The sequence below is a fragment of the Alicycliphilus sp. T452 genome (assembly GCF_054512775.1).
Genome location: NZ_JBTNEH010000006.1, coordinates 126,170 through 142,137 on the forward strand (window position 1 = coordinate 126,170; position 15,968 = coordinate 142,137).

Below are 15,968 nucleotides of genomic sequence, written 5' to 3' on the forward strand. Positions count from 1 at the left end.
CTCAGTGCTTCCCGGTGGAGCCGTAGCCGCCCTCGCCGCGCTCGCTCGCGGGAAAGTCCGTGACCACGTTGAACTGCGCCTGCACCACCGGCACGATGACCAGCTGGGCCAGCCGCTCCATGGGCTGGAGCGTGAAGGCCGTGTCGCTGCGGTTCCAGGCGCTGACCATGAGCTGGCCCTGGTAGTCGCTGTCGATCAGCCCCACCAGGTTGCCCAGCACGATGCCGTGCTTGTGCCCCAGGCCCGAGCGCGGCAGGATCAGGGCCGCGTAGCCCGGGTCCCTGAGGTAGATGGCGATGCCCGTGGGCACCAGCTGCCAGGCGTTGGGCGCCAGCAGCAGCGGCGCGTCCAGGCAGGCGCGCAGGTCCAGCCCGGCGCTGCCGGGCGTGGCGTAGGCGGGCAGCTGGTCCGCCATGCGCGGGTCGAGAATCTTGACGTCGATCTTCATGATGGGTGCGGGGCCTTCATGGGGCGCCGCAGTGTGCAAAGCCTGCGATCATCGCGCAAAAGAGGGAGTCAGCGGCGTTCGCCGCCGGACTTGCGCCGGGCCTTCCAGAGGCTGTGGCCCACGCCCGCCAGCACCAGGCCCCCGATGGCGAAGGGCAGCAGCGCAGGCGCGAACCACATCAGCAGCACGAACAAAGTCCACAGCAGCAGGGGCCACTTGGCCGGCAGGCGGGCAGCCGCCTTGCCCCGTGCCCGGCCTGCCGGCTGCCCGCCCGCGATGGCGGAAGGCGCGGATGCGGCCTGCGCGGGCGCGGCGAGGGCGTCGCCCGCCTTGGCCGCCGCCTGCGCCGCCCCGCGCTGCTGGTCCGCCCGTTGCATCAGGCGTTCGACGTAGCGCGCGTAGTCCCCATCCGGCGGCCCCTCGGGACCGCCCAGGCCGGGATGCTGCCCGTTCATGGCGTGGCCGCCGCGCCCAGGCGCCGCGCGATCTCCGCCACGAGCTGGCGGCCCAACTCGGCCTTGGGGGCGCGCGGCAGTTCCCGGTGGCCCTGCGCATCGACCAGCAGCAGCGCGTTGTCGTCCTGGCCGAAGGTGGCCGGGCCGATGTTGCCCACGAGCAGCGGCACGCCCTTGCGCGCGCGCTTGGCGCTGGCGTGACCGAGCAGGTTCTCGCTCTCGGCGGCGAAGCCCACGCAGTACAGGCTGCCCGAGCGTGCGCGCTCGGAGCGCGCCACGGTGGCCAGGATGTCGGGGTTCTCGACGAAGGCCAGCGCGGGCACCTGGCCCGATCCGTCCTTCTTGATCTTGTGCTCGGCACTGCTGGCCGGTCGCCAGTCGGCCACGGCCGCGGTAGCTATGAAGACAGTAGCACCCGGCACTTGCCCCTCGACCGCTTCGAGCATGTTTTGCGCAGAACGCACGTCGATGCGCCGCACGCCGCGCGGCGTGGGCAGGTGCACGGGGCCGGCGACCAGCGTGACCTCGGCCCCGGCCTCGCGCGCCGCGCGGGCGATGGCGAAGCCCATCTTGCCGGAGGACAGGTTGGTGATGCCGCGCACCGGGTCCATGGCCTCGAAGGTGGGGCCGGCCGTGATCAGCACGCGCTGGCCCGCGAGCAGCTTCGGCGCGAAGAAGGCCGCAAGGTCCTCCAGGATCTCGGCGGGTTCGAGCATGCGGCCGTCGCCGGTCTCGCCGCAGGCCTGGTCGCCGTTGCCCACGCCCAGCACGGTGGTGCCGTCCTGCGCCAGCTGGGCCAGGTTGCGCCGGGTGGCGGGGTGGGCCCACATCTCGCGGTTCATGGCCGGCGCGACCAGCAGCGGCACGCGGTCCACGGGCCGCGCCAGGCACAGCAGGCTCAGCAGCTCATCGGCGCGCCCCTGCACCAGGCGCGCGATGAAGTCGGCGCTGCATGGCGCGACGAGGATCGCGTCGGCCTCGCGGCTCAGGTTGATGTGGGGCATGTTGTTGGCCTCGCGCGCGTCCCACTGCGAGGCATAGACCGGCCGCCCGGACAGGGCCTGCATGGTGACGGGCGTGATGAACTGCCCTGCCGCCTCGGTCATCACCACCTGCACGGTGGCGCCCGCCTTGACGAGCAGCCGGGTCAGCTCGGCGCTTTTGTAACAGGCCACGCCTCCGCTCAGGCCCAGGACGATGTGTTTGCCAACGAGTGCATTCATGGAACGGCATTTTGGCAGAGCGGCCGGGCATGGATGGGACTTCTATAATCCCGATTTCCCACCACCAAAAAAGACATGACCAAATTCGTCTTCGTCACCGGCGGTGTGGTGTCTTCCCTGGGCAAGGGAATCGCCTCAGCCTCCCTTGCCGCGATCCTCGAATCGCGGGGTCTCAAAGTCACCCTCATCAAGCTCGATCCGTACATCAACGTGGACCCGGGCACCATGTCTCCCTTCCAGCACGGCGAGGTCTTCGTGACCGACGACGGCGCGGAGACCGACCTCGACCTGGGCCACTACGAGCGCTTCATCGAGACGCGCATGAAGCAGGCCAACAACTTCACCACGGGCCGCATCTACCAGAGCGTGCTGGAGAAGGAACGCCGCGGCGACTACCTCGGAAAGACGGTGCAGGTGATCCCGCACGTCACGAACGAGATCCAGGAGTTCATCAGGCGCGGCGCGGGCATCGGCACGCCCGACGCGGTGGACGTGGCCATCTGCGAGGTCGGCGGCACGGTGGGCGACATCGAGTCGCTGCCCTTCCTGGAGGCCGTGCGCCAGCTCTCGCTCAAGCTCGGCCCCAACAACTCGGCCTTCGTGCACCTGACCTACCTGCCCTGGATCGCCACGGCCGGCGAGCTGAAGACCAAGCCCACGCAGCACACGGTGCAGAAGCTGCGCGAGATCGGCATCCAGCCCGACGCGCTGCTGTGCCGCGCGCACCACGCCGTGCCCGAGGAGGAGCGCGAGAAGATCTCCCTGTTCACCAACGTGGCCGAGTGGGGCGTGATCAGCATGTGGGACGTGGACACCATCTACAAGGTGCCGCGCATGCTGCACGAGCAGGGCCTCGACGGCCTGATCTGCGACAAGCTGCGCCTGAACACCCCGCCCGCCAACCTGAAGCGCTGGGACGCGCTGGTGCACGAGACCGAGCACCCGCAGGGCGAGGTGCAGATCGCCATGGTGGGCAAGTACGTGGAGCTGTCGGACGCCTACAAGTCCGTCAACGAAGCGCTCAGGCACGCGGGCATGCAGAGCCACGTGTGCGTGAAGATCACCCACGTCGATTCGGAAACCATCACCGACGCCAACGCGCAGGAGCAGCTCGGCCAGTACGACGCCATCCTCGTGCCCGGCGGCTTCGGCTCGCGCGGCGTGGAGGGCAAGATCAGCACCGCCCGGTACGCCCGCGAGCACAAGGTGCCCTACCTGGGCATCTGCCTGGGCATGCAGGTCGCCACCATCGAATACGCGCGCCACATGGCGGGCCTGGAAGGCGCGAACTCCACCGAGTTCGACCCGCACTGCACGCACCCCGTGATCGCCCTCATCACCGAGTGGAAGGACGAGGACGGCACGATCAAGACGCGCAGCGCCAATTCCGACCTGGGCGGCACCATGCGCCTGGGCGCGCAGAGCTCCGACGTGCAGCCCGGCACGCTGGCCCACAGCATCTATGGCAGCGTGGTGACCGAGCGCCACCGCCACCGCTACGAGGCCAACACCCAGTACCTGGACAAGCTGCGCGAGGCGGGCCTGGTGATCTCCGCCCTCACCCAGCGCGAGCACCTGACCGAGATCGTGGAGCTGCCACGGGAAGTGCACCCCTGGTTCATCGGCGTGCAGTTCCACCCCGAGTTCAAATCCACGCCCTGGAACGGCCATCCGCTGTTCAACGCCTTCGTGAAGGCGGCCGTGGCGCACCAGAAGAAGGCTTGACCACCATGCAACTCTGCGGATTCGACATCGGCCTTGACCGCCCCTTCTTCCTCATCGCCGGCCCCTGCGTGGTCGAGTCCGAGCAGCTGCAAATGGACGTGGCGGGCCGGCTCCAGGAGATCACCGCCTCCCTGGGCATCCCCTTCATCTTCAAGAGCAGCTACGACAAGGCCAACCGGTCGAGCGGCGCGAGCTTTCGCGGCCCCGGCATGGAAAAGGGGCTGGAGATCCTCGCCAAGGTGAAGAAGCAGCTCGGCGTGCCCGTGCTGACCGACGTGCACACCGAGGCCGAGATCCCCGCCGTGGCGCAGGTCGTGGACGTGCTGCAGACGCCTGCGTTCCTGTGCCGCCAGACCGACTTCATCCGCGCCGTGGCGCAGTCGGGCAAGCCCGTGAACATCAAGAAGGGCCAGTTCCTCGCGCCGCACGACATGAAGAACGTCATCGACAAGGCCCGCGCCGCCGCGCGCGAGGCGGGCCTGTCCGAAGACCGCTTCATGGCCTGCGAGCGCGGCGCGAGCTTCGGCTACAACAACCTGGTGAGCGACATGCGCAGCCTGGCCATCATGCGCGAGACGGGCGCCCCGGTGGTGTTCGACGCCACGCACAGCGTGCAGCTGCCCGGCGGCCAGGGCACGAGCAGCGGCGGCATGCGCGAGATGGTGCCCGTGCTCTCGCGCGCAGCCGTGGCCGTGGGCGTGGCGGGCCTGTTCATGGAGACGCACCCCGACCCGGCAAGCGCGCTGTCGGACGGCCCCAACGCCGTGCCGCTCAAGCACATGCGCGCGCTGCTGGAGACGCTGGTGCAGCTCGACGCCGTCACCAAGAAGAACGGCTTTCTCGAAAACGACTTTGGAGCCTGAGCATGGCAAGCGGCTACATCATTGCGTCCGTCACCGTCACCGACCCCGCGCAGTACGAGGAGTACAAGAAGTGGAGCTCCGAGGCCATGCGCGTGCATGGCGCCGAGGTCTGCGTGCGCGGCGGCAAGGTCGAGGTGCTCGAAGGCGACTGGAACCCGGGCCGCACCGTGGTGCTGAAGTTCCCCAGCTTCGAGGCTGCCCGCGCCTTCCACGACTCGCCCGAATACCGCAAGGCGCGCGCCGCGCGCGAGGGCGCTGCCGTCATGCGCATGGTCGTGGTCGAGGGCCTGTGACCCGCACGGCGCATCCCGGGCAAAGCCGTTGCACCCGTGATGCGCGCAATCGCCGCCGCGCCATCGCCCATACTGTGCGGCGCGGCCGCAGCGGCCAATGCACTGCTTTTGATAGCTGCCAGCGCTTGCCTGGCAAGCCTTTGATGCCGATTTGACTTGAAACTTTTGCAAAGAGGAAAACCATGAGTGCCATCGTTGACATCGTAGGCCGCGAAGTGCTGGACAGCCGCGGCAACCCCACCGTCGAGTGCGACGTGCTGCTCGAATCGGGCGTGATGGGCCGCGCCGCCGTGCCCTCGGGCGCCTCCACCGGCAGCCGCGAGGCCATCGAACTGCGCGACGGCGACAAGAGCCGCTACCTGGGCAAGGGCGTGCTCAAGGCCGTGGAGCACATCAACACCGAGATCTCCGAGGCCGTGCTGGGCCTGGACGCCTCCGAGCAGGCCTTCCTCGACAAGACCCTGATCGACCTGGACGGCACCGACAACAAGAGCCGCCTGGGCGCCAACGCCATGCTGGCCGTCTCCATGGCCGTGGCCCGCGCGGCGGCCGAGGAAGCCGGCCTGCCGCTGTACCGCTACTTCGGCGGCATGAACGGCTGCCAGCTGCCCGTGCCGATGATGAACGTCATCAACGGCGGCGCGCACGCCAACAACACGCTGGACCTGCAGGAGTTCATGATCATCCCCGTGGGCGCGCCGAGCTTCCGCGAGGCCCTGCGCTGGGGCGCCGAGGTGTTCCACGCGCTCAAGAAGATCATCCACGACAAGGGCATGAGCACCGCCGTGGGCGACGAAGGCGGCTTCGCCCCCAGCGTGGAGAACCACGAGGCGGCCATCCAGCTCATCCTCGAAGCCATCGACAAGGCCGGCTACACGGCGGGCGAGCAGATCGTGCTGGGCCTCGATTGCGCCGCGAGCGAGTTCTACAAGGACGGCAAGTACGTGCTCGAAGGCGAAGGCGGCATCCAGCTCACGGCCCAGCAGTGGACCGACATGCTCGCCGCCTGGGCGGACAAGTACCCCATCATCAGCATCGAGGACGGCATGGCCGAGGGCGACTGGGACGGCTGGAAGCTGCTCACCGAGCGCCTGGGCCAGAAGGTGCAGCTCGTGGGCGACGACCTGTTCGTCACCAACACGAAGATCCTCAAGGAAGGCATCGAGAAGAGCATCGCCAACTCGATCCTCATCAAGATCAACCAGATCGGCACGCTGACCGAGACCTTCGCCGCCATCGAGATGGCCAAGCGCGCGGGCTACACCGCCGTGATCAGCCACCGCTCGGGCGAGACCGAGGACAGCACCATCGCCGACATCGCCGTGGGCCTGAACGCCGGCCAGATCAAGACCGGCTCGCTGTCGCGCTCGGACCGCATCGCCAAGTACAACCAGCTGCTGCGCATCGAGGAAGACCTGGGCGACGTGGCCGAATACCCCGGCCGCGCCGCGTTCTACAACCTGCGCTAAGCCCCGGCACGCCGCCGCCATGGCCACGCGCATCGTTCCCTTCGTGCTGCTGCTGCTGCTCGTGGCCATCCACGCGCAGCTGTGGACGGGGCGCGGCAGCGTCGGCAACGTGCAGGAGCTGCGCCAGCAGATCGCCGCGCAGCAGGCGGCCAACGCCCGGGCCCGCCTGGTCAACGAGCGCCTGGCCGCCGAGGTGAACGACCTCAAGGGCGGCCTGGAAATGGTGGAGGAAAAGGCGCGCGGCGAGCTGGGCATGGTCAAGCAGGGCGAGATCTACGTCCAGGTGGTGCGCCCCGCACAGCGCTGAACTTCCCAAGCCAAAAGAGCTGCCAGCGCTTGCCCATCAAGCGCTGGCAGCTCTTTTTTTCGCAGCAACCTATTTCAGGTTGCCCGACAGGAAGCGCGCCAGCCGTTCGCTGCGCGGGTTGGCCATGACCTCGCGCGGGTCGCCCTGCTCCTCCACCAGCCCCTGGTGCAGGAAGATCACGTGGTTGGACACCTCGCGCGCGAAGCCCATTTCGTGCGTGACGACGAGCATGGTGCGCCCTTCCTGCGCCAGCACCTGCATCACGCGCAGCACCTCGCCCACGAGCTCGGGGTCGAGCGCACTGGTGGGTTCGTCGAACAGCATCACCTCGGGCTCCACGGCGAGCGCGCGGGCGATCGCCACGCGCTGCTGCTGGCCGCCGCTCATGTGGTTGGGGTAGGCGTCCTCGCGCCCCTCCAGGCCCACCAGGCGCAGGTACTTGCGCGCGCGCTCCACGGCCTCGCCCCGCGACAGGCCCAGCACGTGCACCGGCACTTCGGTGATGTTGGCGAGCACCGTCATGTGCGCCCACAGGTTGAAGTGCTGGAACACCATGGCCAGGCGCGTACGCAGGCGCTGCAGCTGTTTCTGGTCGGCCGCCTCCAGCGCGCCGTCCTGCGCCGGGCGCAGCCGCAGCTCCTCGCCCGCCACCAGGATGCGGCCCTGCTGCGGGCGCTCCAGCAGGTTGATGCAGCGCAGCAGCGTGCTCTTGCCCGAGCCCGAACTGCCGATGATGCTGATCACGTCGCCCGCGTGCGCCGTGAGCGACACGCCCTTGAGCACCTCGTTGGCGCCGTAGCGCTTGTGGATGTCCAGGGCCTGGAGTTTGACGGGGGTGTTGCGGTTCATGAAGGAAGGGTCATGCTTTGCGCGGCGCCAGGTAGCCCAGGAAGCGCCGCTCCACGAGCCTGGTGGCGCCGATCAGGCACAGGGTGATGCACAGGTAGATGGCCGCCGCGAACAGGTAGGCCTCGAACGGCAGGTAGAAGTCGGCGTAGACGCGGCTGGCCGCGCCCGTGAGGTCGGTCAGCGCCGGCACGGTGCTGGCGAGGCTGGAGCTGTGCAGCATCATCACCACCTCGTTGCCGTAGGCCGGCAGCATGCGGCGGATGGCGCTGGGCAGCACGATGCGGCGCATCAGCATCCACGGGCCCATGCCCATGGCGCGCGCGGCCTCGACCTCGCCCTTGGATGTCTCGCGGATGCTGCCCGCCAGCGTCTCGGCCGTGTAGGCCGCCGTGTTCAGGCTGAACGACAGCAGCGCGCAGAAGAACGGCTCCTTGAAGTTCGTCCAGGGCCAGACGTCGTCCCAGCGCGCCTGCACCCATTCGAGCTGGGCCACGCCGTAGTAGATCAGATACACCTGGATCAGCAGCGGCGTGCCGCGCATGAAGTAGGTGAAGGCCTGGGCCGGCCAGCGCAGCCAGGCATTGCTGCCGACCAGCGCCAGCGCGCAGGCAAGGGCCAGCACGGCGCCCAGCCCCAGGCTGTAGAGCGTGAGCTGCAGGGTGACGAGCAGGCCCTCGCCATAGAGCGCCAGCGTGTCCGGCTCGAAGATCACCAGCCAGTTCATAGCAGCTGCACCCTGTCGGTGCCCAGGCTGTAGCGGCGGCTGACGGCGCGCAGCGCCCACAGCGACAGCGAGGTATAGGCCAGGTAGATGGCCGCGGTGAACAGGAAGAAGGCGAAGGGCTCGCGCGCGGCGGCGCTCGACTGCTTGGCCAGGTAGGTCATGTCGTGCAGCCCGATCAGGCTGACCAGGGCCGTGGCCTTGATGAGCACCAGCCAGTTGTTGGTGAAGCTCGGCAGCGCGTAGCGCACCATCTGCGGCAGGGTGATGCGCACGAAGGTGCGCAGGCGCCCCATGCCGAAGGCCCAGGCGGCCTCCATCTGGCCGCGGGGAATGGCCAGGATGGCGCCGCGGAAGGTCTCGGTCATGTAGGCGCCGTAGATGAAGCCTATGGTCAGCACGCCGGCGACGAAGGGATCGAGGTCCACGCCCTCCTGGTTGCCCCAGAGCTCCGCCAGGCTGTTGAGGCCGATGGCGCCGCCGTAGAAGACGAGCAGCATCATGAGCAGCTCGGGGATGCCGCGCACCACCGTGGTGTAGAGCTGCGCCAGCCACACCAGCGGGCGCCGGCCCGAGAGCTTGGCCGCCGCCCCCGCCAGGCCCAGCAGCGTGGCCACCGCCAGCGATGCCAGGGACACGCCCACGGTGAGCAGCGAGCCATTCAGGATGGCCAGGTAGTAGTCACGCATTCAGACACACGCGCCGGGAGGGCCCGCGGCTCACTTGCCGTAGGGGTCGAAGTCGAAGTACTTCCTGGCGATCCTGGCATAGGTGCCGTTGGCGCGGATGGTGTCGATCGCCTCGTTGAGCTGCTTCTTCAGGTCGCCCTGGCCCTTGCGCAGCGCGATGCCTATGCCTTCGCCGTAGTACTTCGCGTCGTACTGGTCGGGGCCCACGTAGCCGTAGTCCTTGCCCTCGGGCTTGCGCAGGAAGCCGCCGTTGACCTCGACCTTGTCGGCCACCGTGCCATCGAGGCGCCCGGCCTGGATGTCCAGGTAGACCTGGTTCTGCGACTGGTAGGGCACGACCGCGACGCCTGCGGGCTTGAGCTCGCCCAGCGCCCATTTCTCCTGCGTGCTGCTCTTGAGCACGCCGATCTTCATGCCCTTGAGCGAGGCCGGCCCCTCGTACTTGACGCTCTTCTTCACCACGATGGCGCTGGGCGTCTTGTAGTAGCGGTTGGTGAAGTCCACCACGCGCGCGCGCTCGGGCGTGATCGACATGGAGCTGATGACCACGTCGAACTTCTTGGCCTGCAGGCCGGGGATGATGCTGTCCCACTCGGACTCGACGAACACGCACTTGCGCTTGATCTGCTCGCACAGCGCGTTGGCGATGTCCACGTCGAAGCCGACGATCTCGCCCGAGGCGGTCTTGGACTCGAAGGGTTCGTAGGCAGGGTTCAGCCCCACCCGCAGGTCGGCCGCACAGGCCGCACCCGCCAGGCCCGCGAGGGCCAGGGCGGCGATTTTCTTTTGCATGGCGATATTCCTTGGAAATCAGGCGCGAAAGGCGCTATTGTCGCCGCGCCGGGCGACGCACCGCCTATTGCACGCTGGACGACACCGGCGGCTGCTGGCCCGGCGCCGTGAACAGCTGGGCCGCGTCCACCGCGTCGAAATGGTATTGCTGGCCGCAGTATTCGCAGCCCACGTCGATGGCGCCGCGCTCGTCCAGGATGCTCTGCACCTCGTCGATGCCCAGCCCGCGCAGCATGTTGCCCACGCGCTCGCGGCTGCACGAGCACGCGAAGCGCGGCCCGCTCTCGCCGCGCTGGGGCACGAAGCGCAACAGCCTTTCCTCCCAGAACAGGCGGCGCAGTATGGTCTCCACGTCCAGGCTCAGGAGCTCGTCGCGCGTGAGGCTGGCGGCCAGCGTGGCGATGCGGTTGTAGTCCTCGTTCAGGCCGATCTGCTCCTCGTCGCCCCGCCCCGCGGCACCCGCCAGGTTGCCCTCGCCCTTGGCGGGCATGCGCTGGATCAGCAGGCCCGCGGCCACCTCGTCGTTGGCGGCCAGCACCAGCGTGGTGTCCAGCTGCTCGGACTGCAGCATGTAGTGCTGCAGCACGTCGGACAGGCGCTGCAGCTTCTCCTTGCGGTCGCCGTGCAGCGGCACCACGCCCTGGTAGGGCTGCTGGCCCGGCAGGCGGTCCTGCGGGTCGAGCGTGATGGCGCAGCGCCCGCCGCCGCCGGCGTTCACCAGGTCGGCCAGGCCGGCATGGGCGGGCAGCTCGCCCGACACCGACGCCGTGGCGCGCAGGCTCAGGTCGGAGCGCACCTCGGCCACGGCCAGCTTGACCGGCCCGTCGCCGAAGATCTGCAGCACCAGCGCGCCGTTGAACTTGATGTTGGACTGCATCAGCACGGCGGCGGCGGCCATCTCGCCCAGCAGCTCGCTCACGGGCGCGGGGTAGGCGCCCGTCTCGGTGTTGCCGGCGCGGCGGGCGAGCAGCTCCGTCCAGGCGCCGGTCAGGCGCACGATCATCCCGCGCACGGGCAGGCCATCGAACAGGAATTTGTGCAGTTCAGACATCCGGTCGTACTAATCCAGCTTGCGCAGGCCCGCCTTGAAGCGGCGCGCGTTCTCCATATAGTGCTGCGCGCTCCGGCGCAGCCCCTCGATCTGCTCGGGCGAGAGCTGGCGCACGACCCTGGCGGGGCTGCCCAGAATCATGGAGCCGTCGGGAAACTCCTTGCCCTCGGTGACCAGCGATCCGGCGCCCACCAGGCAGTTCTTGCCGATCCTGGCGCCGTTGAGCACCACGGCCCCGATGCCGATCAGCGACTCGTCGCCTATGGTGCAGCCATGCAGCATGACCTGGTGGCCCACCGTGACGCGCTCGCCGACGACCAGCGGCTGGCCGACGTCGGCATGCAGCACGCTCGCGTCCTGCACGTTGGAGCCCGCGCCGATGTGGATGCTCTCGCAGTCGCCGCGCACCACCGTGCCGAACCACACGCTCGCATCCTCGGCGAGCACCACGTTGCCCATCACCTCGGCGCTGCCGGCCACCCAGGCCGAGGCCGCCACCTGCGGCGCAACGCCTTCGAGTTCATAGATCGCCATGGCCCAGTGTCTCCATTCTGTTCATCTAGGGAAACCTACAATTGTAAAGATGGAGCTTCGCCAACGCGCCCTGCAGGTCTTGTGCCTTGCGGATCCTGAAGAAAAATCGGCTGCAACGCTTGAAATGCAAGCGCGAGCAGCTTCTTTTTCGATAGCAACCCACGCACCCGTGCTGCCCCCGGACGCGCACGCCCTGCCCGGCCGGCCGGCGCGGCCCGAGCTGCGGCAGCACCAGGCGGTGGCGCGCCGCTCGCCCGCCACGCCGCAGGGGCGCGCGGCGCTGATCCACGCCATCGCGCACATCGAGTTCAACGCCATCAACCTGGCGCTGGACGCCATCTGGCGCTTTCCCGCCATGCCCGGCCGGTTCTACCTGGACTGGCTGCGCGTGGCCGCCGAGGAGGCCCGGCACTTCCGCCTGCTGCGGGACCACCTGCGCGAGCACCTGGGCCACGACTACGGCGACTTCCCCGCGCACCAGGGCCTGTGGACCATGTGCGAGAAGACGGCGCACGACGTCGTGGCGCGCATGGCCCTGGTGCCGCGCACGCTGGAGGCGCGCGGGCTGGACGCCACGCCCCTGATCCAGCACAAGCTGCGCAGCGTGGGCACGCCCGACGCGCTGGCCGCCGTGGGGATCCTGGACATCATCCTCGCCGAGGAGGTGGGCCACGTGGCCATAGGCAACCACTGGTACGCCTGGCTGTGCGCGCGCCAGGGGCTGGACCCGGTGGCGCACTACGCCCTGCTGGCCGAGCGCCACGAGGCGCCGCGCCCCAAGCCCCCGATCAACGCGGCCGCGCGCCGCGCCGCCGGCTTCAGCGAGGCCGAGCTGCTGTGGCTGCAGCACGGCTGAAGACGCCGCGGCCGCCCGGGGCTTCTTGCCTACAATGAACGGCGCTGCGGCGCCCCGCCCCCCTTGTATCGCCCCAACCCAGCCATGCCGCCCATGCCTTCCGCTCCCCATGCATCCCCGGCCGCCCCCGCGCCGGGCGGCAGCGCCATGATCGCGCGCCAGGCCATCGTGAACGGCGAGCAGGCGGTCGTCGGCTACGAGCTGTTCAACCGCTCTCGCGCGCAGGCCGAGCACACGGCCGCCAGCGACGTGCTGCTGGTCTTCACGGCGCTCTCGCATGCCGGCTCCGAGGAACTCGTGGGCCGCATGCTGATCTTCGTCAACTGCACCCACGAGAGCCTGGCCGGCGGCCATCTGGAGCTCATCAACCCCGACAAGGTGGTGCTGGAAATCCCCCCGCTGGGCCATGTGGCGGCGCAGGAGGTACAGGCCCGCCTGCCCATCCTGGCCGAACTGCGCGCACGGGGCTTTCACCTGGCCTTCGGCCACCAGGTGCTGGAGTCGGCCTATGCCCCGTGGCTGCCGCTGGCGGACTACATCAAGCTGGACATGGCGGTGCTCGCGCCCGACCAGCTGGCCGTGCTCGTCAACTACGCCGGACGCCACTCGCAGGCCCGGCTGATCGCCGAGAAGATCGAGACCGCGCAGCAGTACGACATGGTGCACTCGCTGGGCGTGCGGCTGTTCCAGGGCTACCTGTTCTCGCGCCCCACGCTGGTCGAGGCCAGGCTGCTCAGCCCCTCGCAGGCCAGCATCGTGCAGCTGCTCAACCTGGTGCGCAGCCAGGCCACCACCTCCGAGATCGAGGAAGTGCTCAAGAAGGACGCGGGCCTGGCCTTCAACCTGATGCGCCTGATCAATTCCGCCGGCCTGGGCCTGACGCGCGAGATCACCTCCTTTCGCCAGGCGGTGCTGCTGCTGGGCCTCAAGAAGCTGTTCCGCTGGGCCGCGCTGCTGCTCACGGTCGCGCGCAGCGGCGGCACGCCCCCCGCCGTGGGCCAGACCGCCGTGGTGCGCGGCCGCCTCATGGAGCTGCTGGCCCGGGAATTCATGTCGCCCGAACAGGCGGACCAGGCCTTCGTGACCGGCATCTTCTCCATGCTCGACCAGATGCTGGGCATGCCGCTCGAACCCGCCCTGGGCCTGCTTCACCTGCCCGACGAGCTGGCCGCGGCGTTGCTCAGGCGCGACAACGTGTACGGCCAGCTGCTCACCCTGGCCGAAGCCTGTGAATCCAGCGACGACAGCCGCTTCGACCAGGCGGCACAATCGCTGCACCTGTCCAGCCAGCAGATCAACTGGGCCCACCTGCAGGCCCTGGCCTGGGCCGACCAGATGGCACAGGTCTGAACCTTTTCTGCAGATACTCACGCACAACCCACCCATGTCCAGCACCGCAGATTTCGACACGTCGCCGCCCACCGAGCCGCAGGGCGATGCAGAGGACGCAGGCAACCTCGTAGTCATCGCGCGCCAGGCCATCCTGGACGAACAGCGCGCCGTCTACGGCTACGAGCTGTTCGACCGCAATACCGCCGCCAACTCCCACACCGCGGCCAGCGATGCGGCGCTGCTGTTCAACGCCCTGTCCTACGCCGGTTCCGAGGCGCTGATCGGCAGGACGATCGTCTTCGTCAACTGCACGCATGAGAGCCTGGCCGGAGGCCACCTGGAACTGATCCACCCCGAGAAGGTGGTGCTGGAAGTGCCCACGCTGGCCGCGGACGCCACGCCCGAGCAGATCGAGCAGATGCTGGCCATGCTGCAGTCGCTGCGCACGCGCGGCTTCCGGCTGGCCTTCAACCAGAGCGTGCTGCGGCGCGCCTATACCAGCTGGCTTCCGCTGGCCTCGTTCATCAAGCTGGACATGCAGGCCTTCAAGCCCGAGCTGGCCGAGCCGCTGGTGAAGTTCGCGCGCGCCAACACCCAGGCCACCCTGGTCGCCGAGAAGGTGGAGACGGCCGAGCAGCACGAGCGCATGGCCGCCCTGGGCGTGAAGCTGTTCCAGGGCTACTGGTTCGCCCGCCCGGCGCTGGTCAAGGCGCAGACCATACGCCCTTCGCAGGCCACCATCATCCAGCTCATCAACCTGGTGCGCCAGCAGGCCGGCACGGCCGAGATCGAGGACCTGCTCAAGAAGGACCCCACCCTGTCCTTCAACCTGCTGCGCTTCATCAACTCCTCGGGGTTCGGCCTGTCGTGCGAGGTCACGTCGTTCCGCCACGCGGTGATGATCCTGGGGCTGAAAAAGATGTTCCGCTGGGCGGCGCTGCTGCTGACCACCTCGCGCAAGGACGGCGCGCCGCCCGCCGTGGGCCAGACCGCCGTGGTGCGCGGGCGCCTCATGGAACTGCTCGCGGCCGAGCTGCTGCCGCCCGAGGAATGCGACAACGCCTTCGTGGTGGGCGTGTTCTCGCTGCTCGACACCATGCTGGGCATACCGATGGACCGCGCGCTCGAGAGCGTGGCCCTGCCCGAGCCGGTGCTCGACGCGCTGCTGCGCAACCAGGGCGTGTTCGCCCCCTTCCTGGAACTCACGCGCGCCTGCGAGAGCGGCGACGACGAGGCCTTCGCGCGCACGGCCGAGGCGCTGCACCTGTCCAACCGCCAGGTCAACTGGGCCCACCTGCAGGCCCTGGCCTGGGCCGACAGCATGACCGCGGAGGCGTAGCCGCCTTCTTTCTTCGTTAATTGAGCCGGATGCCGGCCGCGCGGATGATGCGCGCGTTGCCCTCGGACTCGGCGGCGATCTGCCGCCTGAACTGCGCCGCCGTCCCGCCCGTGGGCACGTTGTCCGAGGCCTCCAGGCGCGCCTTGACGTCCGGCTGCGCCAGGGCGCGGTTGATCTCGGCATTCAGCCGCTCCAGGATGGGGGCGGGCGTTCCGGCCGGCGCGAAGATGCCGAACACCGAGTTCAGGTTGGCCGCGGGCAGCTTGAACTCCTGCAGCGTGGGCACGTCGGGCAGCGACTCCAGGCGCCTGGGCGCCCCCACGGCCAGCGGATGCAGCTTGCCCGCCTGGATGTGCTGCATCACGGCCGGCCCGGCGTTGGTGGACAGCACCTCGAACTGCCCGCTCAGGGCGTCGCTCAGCTGCTGGCCGCCTCCCTTGTAGGGCACATGCGTGATCTGCACGCCCGCGCCCTGCATGATGTGTTCGAGCATGATGTGCCCCAGCGACGCCAGGCCCGAGGTGGCCCAGCGCACCTGCCCCGGGTGCGCCCTGGCGCCGGCCAGCAGGCCCTGGAAATCACGCGCCGGCAGGGCCTGCGTGCCCAGCAGCAGCACGGGCGAATACATCACGCTGGCCACGGGCGCGATGTCGCGCTCGGGATCGAACGGCGACTTGCCCAGGTGCGGGTTGAGCACCAGCGGGCTGATGGCGGAGAAGCCCAGCGTGTAGCCGTCGGGCGCGGCCTTGGCCACCGCGTCCATGCCGATGGTGCCGCCGGCGCCGGCCTTGTTCTCCACCACCACGGGCGTGCCCAGGCGCTGCGCCAGCTTCTCGCCCAGCGCACGCGCCACCACGTCGCTGACGCCGCCCGCGGGATAGGCGACGATGATGCGGATGGGCCGGGCGGGCCAGTCGGCCTGCGCAAGGGCCGGCCAGGGGGATGCGGCGCATGCGGCGGCGCAAAGGAGTGCGAGGCGTCTGGAAAATACGGGCATGGAAAGGGAGCGTCGTCGGGGAAAG

The 15,968-nt window shown here is 69.1% G+C and carries 18 protein-coding genes; 8 read left to right on the forward strand and 10 right to left on the reverse strand.

Annotation, left to right across the window (positions count from 1 at the left end):
• Position 1 precedes the first annotated feature (1 nt).
• From dut to coaBC, 3 genes are all read right to left on the reverse strand, one after another.
• Positions 2-448 (reverse strand): dUTP diphosphatase, encoded by a 447-nt coding sequence (dut, locus tag ACX12L_RS07495; protein WP_459262044.1) that lies wholly within the window; start codon positions 446-448, stop codon positions 2-4.
• A 68-nt stretch (positions 449-516) separates the two neighbouring features.
• Entirely contained in the window at positions 517-903 is a 387-nt protein-coding gene (locus ACX12L_RS07500; RefSeq protein ID WP_459262045.1) for a hypothetical protein, read from the reverse strand.
• On the reverse strand, positions 900-2,126 hold the full coding sequence (gene coaBC, locus ACX12L_RS07505) for a bifunctional phosphopantothenoylcysteine decarboxylase/phosphopantothenate--cysteine ligase CoaBC (RefSeq protein WP_459262046.1): 1,227 nt from the start codon (positions 2,124-2,126) through the stop codon (positions 900-902). The genes ACX12L_RS07500 and coaBC overlap by 4 nt, the downstream gene beginning before the upstream one ends.
• A gap of 75 nt (positions 2,127-2,201) precedes the next feature.
• Here coaBC and ACX12L_RS07510 point away from each other — a divergent pair, with 75 nt between their 5' ends.
• The 5 genes from ACX12L_RS07510 (at position 2,202) to ftsB (ending at position 6,783) form a co-directional block, all read left to right on the forward strand.
• On the forward strand, positions 2,202-3,851 hold the full coding sequence (locus tag ACX12L_RS07510; protein ID WP_459262047.1) for a CTP synthase: 1,650 nt from the start codon (positions 2,202-2,204) through the stop codon (positions 3,849-3,851).
• Positions 3,852-3,856: 5 nt separating this feature from the next.
• A complete protein-coding gene (kdsA, locus tag ACX12L_RS07515; protein WP_013517978.1) occupies positions 3,857-4,714 on the forward strand; it encodes a 3-deoxy-8-phosphooctulonate synthase in 858 nt (285 codons plus the stop codon).
• Positions 4,715-4,716: 2 nt separating this feature from the next.
• Entirely contained in the window at positions 4,717-5,007 is a 291-nt protein-coding gene (locus ACX12L_RS07520; RefSeq protein ID WP_459262048.1) for a DUF1330 domain-containing protein, read from the forward strand.
• Between the two features lie 182 nt (positions 5,008-5,189).
• Positions 5,190-6,476 carry a phosphopyruvate hydratase gene (eno, locus tag ACX12L_RS07525; RefSeq protein WP_459262049.1) on the forward strand — a complete coding sequence of 429 codons (1,287 nt, stop codon included), beginning with the start codon at positions 5,190-5,192 and terminating at the stop codon, positions 6,474-6,476.
• Positions 6,477-6,495: 19 nt separating this feature from the next.
• Positions 6,496-6,783, forward strand: coding sequence for a cell division protein FtsB (ftsB, locus tag ACX12L_RS07530; RefSeq protein WP_459262050.1), 288 nt, complete (start codon positions 6,496-6,498; stop codon positions 6,781-6,783).
• Positions 6,784-6,852: 69 nt separating this feature from the next.
• Here the strand turns inward: ftsB and ACX12L_RS07535 are convergent, their stop codons facing one another.
• The 6 genes from ACX12L_RS07535 to ACX12L_RS07560 form a co-directional block, all read right to left on the reverse strand.
• Positions 6,853-7,632, reverse strand: a complete 780-nt coding sequence (locus ACX12L_RS07535) for an ABC transporter ATP-binding protein (RefSeq protein ID WP_459262051.1) — start codon at positions 7,630-7,632, stop codon at positions 6,853-6,855.
• A gap of 10 nt (positions 7,633-7,642) precedes the next feature.
• A complete protein-coding gene (locus tag ACX12L_RS07540) occupies positions 7,643-8,356 on the reverse strand; it encodes an ABC transporter permease (protein ID WP_013517973.1) in 714 nt (237 codons plus the stop codon).
• Positions 8,353-9,042 (reverse strand): ABC transporter permease, encoded by a 690-nt coding sequence (locus ACX12L_RS07545; protein WP_013517972.1) that lies wholly within the window; start codon positions 9,040-9,042, stop codon positions 8,353-8,355. The genes ACX12L_RS07540 and ACX12L_RS07545 overlap by 4 nt, the downstream gene beginning before the upstream one ends.
• 30 nt (positions 9,043-9,072) lie before the next feature.
• Positions 9,073-9,834 carry a transporter substrate-binding domain-containing protein gene (locus tag ACX12L_RS07550; protein WP_459262052.1) on the reverse strand — a complete coding sequence of 254 codons (762 nt, stop codon included), beginning with the start codon at positions 9,832-9,834 and terminating at the stop codon, positions 9,073-9,075.
• A 64-nt stretch (positions 9,835-9,898) separates the two neighbouring features.
• Positions 9,899-10,885: an Hsp33 family molecular chaperone HslO gene (gene hslO / locus ACX12L_RS07555; protein ID WP_459262053.1), complete on the reverse strand. Its 987-nt coding sequence runs from the start codon at positions 10,883-10,885 to the stop codon at positions 9,899-9,901.
• A gap of 9 nt (positions 10,886-10,894) precedes the next feature.
• A complete protein-coding gene (locus ACX12L_RS07560) occupies positions 10,895-11,419 on the reverse strand; it encodes a gamma carbonic anhydrase family protein (protein WP_459262054.1) in 525 nt (174 codons plus the stop codon).
• A 49-nt stretch (positions 11,420-11,468) separates the two neighbouring features.
• Here ACX12L_RS07560 and ACX12L_RS07565 point away from each other — a divergent pair, with 49 nt between their 5' ends.
• From ACX12L_RS07565 to ACX12L_RS07575, 3 genes are all read left to right on the forward strand, one after another.
• On the forward strand, positions 11,469-12,275 hold the full coding sequence (locus ACX12L_RS07565; RefSeq protein ID WP_459262055.1) for a ferritin-like domain-containing protein: 807 nt from the start codon (positions 11,469-11,471) through the stop codon (positions 12,273-12,275).
• Between the two features lie 84 nt (positions 12,276-12,359).
• The gene (locus ACX12L_RS07570; protein ID WP_459262056.1) at positions 12,360-13,625 is read left to right on the forward strand and encodes an EAL and HDOD domain-containing protein; all 1,266 of its coding nucleotides are present in this window, start codon (positions 12,360-12,362) and stop codon (positions 13,623-13,625) included.
• Positions 13,626-13,659: 34 nt separating this feature from the next.
• A complete protein-coding gene (locus ACX12L_RS07575; RefSeq protein WP_459262057.1) occupies positions 13,660-14,946 on the forward strand; it encodes an EAL and HDOD domain-containing protein in 1,287 nt (428 codons plus the stop codon).
• Between the two features lie 16 nt (positions 14,947-14,962).
• On the opposite strand, the gene ACX12L_RS07580 is transcribed toward ACX12L_RS07575, so the two are convergent.
• Positions 14,963-15,943 carry a Bug family tripartite tricarboxylate transporter substrate binding protein gene (locus ACX12L_RS07580; RefSeq protein ID WP_459262058.1) on the reverse strand — a complete coding sequence of 327 codons (981 nt, stop codon included), beginning with the start codon at positions 15,941-15,943 and terminating at the stop codon, positions 14,963-14,965.
• Positions 15,944-15,968 lie beyond the last annotated feature (25 nt).

Bases quoted from the DNA above. Each gene is read 5' to 3' on its own strand.
- dut (WP_459262044.1), bottom strand. From the start codon at position 448: ATGAAGATCGACGTCAAGATTCTCGACCCGCGCATGGCGGACCAGCTG.
- ACX12L_RS07500 (WP_459262045.1), bottom strand. From the start codon at position 903: ATGAACGGGCAGCATCCCGGCCTGGGCGGTCCCGAGGGGCCGCCGGAT.
- coaBC (WP_459262046.1), bottom strand. From the start codon at position 2,126: ATGAATGCACTCGTTGGCAAACACATCGTCCTGGGCCTGAGCGGAGGC.
- ACX12L_RS07510 (WP_459262047.1), top strand. From the start codon at position 2,202: ATGACCAAATTCGTCTTCGTCACCGGCGGTGTGGTGTCTTCCCTGGGC.
- kdsA (WP_013517978.1), top strand. From the start codon at position 3,857: ATGCAACTCTGCGGATTCGACATCGGCCTTGACCGCCCCTTCTTCCTC.
- ACX12L_RS07520 (WP_459262048.1), top strand. From the start codon at position 4,717: ATGGCAAGCGGCTACATCATTGCGTCCGTCACCGTCACCGACCCCGCG.
- eno (WP_459262049.1), top strand. From the start codon at position 5,190: ATGAGTGCCATCGTTGACATCGTAGGCCGCGAAGTGCTGGACAGCCGC.
- ftsB (WP_459262050.1), top strand. From the start codon at position 6,496: ATGGCCACGCGCATCGTTCCCTTCGTGCTGCTGCTGCTGCTCGTGGCC.
- ACX12L_RS07535 (WP_459262051.1), bottom strand. From the start codon at position 7,632: ATGAACCGCAACACCCCCGTCAAACTCCAGGCCCTGGACATCCACAAG.
- ACX12L_RS07540 (WP_013517973.1), bottom strand. From the start codon at position 8,356: ATGAACTGGCTGGTGATCTTCGAGCCGGACACGCTGGCGCTCTATGGC.
- ACX12L_RS07545 (WP_013517972.1), bottom strand. From the start codon at position 9,042: ATGCGTGACTACTACCTGGCCATCCTGAATGGCTCGCTGCTCACCGTG.
- ACX12L_RS07550 (WP_459262052.1), bottom strand. From the start codon at position 9,834: ATGCAAAAGAAAATCGCCGCCCTGGCCCTCGCGGGCCTGGCGGGTGCG.
- hslO (WP_459262053.1), bottom strand. From the start codon at position 10,885: ATGTCTGAACTGCACAAATTCCTGTTCGATGGCCTGCCCGTGCGCGGG.
- ACX12L_RS07560 (WP_459262054.1), bottom strand. From the start codon at position 11,419: ATGGCGATCTATGAACTCGAAGGCGTTGCGCCGCAGGTGGCGGCCTCG.
- ACX12L_RS07565 (WP_459262055.1), top strand. From the start codon at position 11,469: ATGGAGCTTCGCCAACGCGCCCTGCAGGTCTTGTGCCTTGCGGATCCT.
- ACX12L_RS07570 (WP_459262056.1), top strand. From the start codon at position 12,360: ATGCCGCCCATGCCTTCCGCTCCCCATGCATCCCCGGCCGCCCCCGCG.
- ACX12L_RS07575 (WP_459262057.1), top strand. From the start codon at position 13,660: ATGTCCAGCACCGCAGATTTCGACACGTCGCCGCCCACCGAGCCGCAG.
- ACX12L_RS07580 (WP_459262058.1), bottom strand. From the start codon at position 15,943: ATGCCCGTATTTTCCAGACGCCTCGCACTCCTTTGCGCCGCCGCATGC.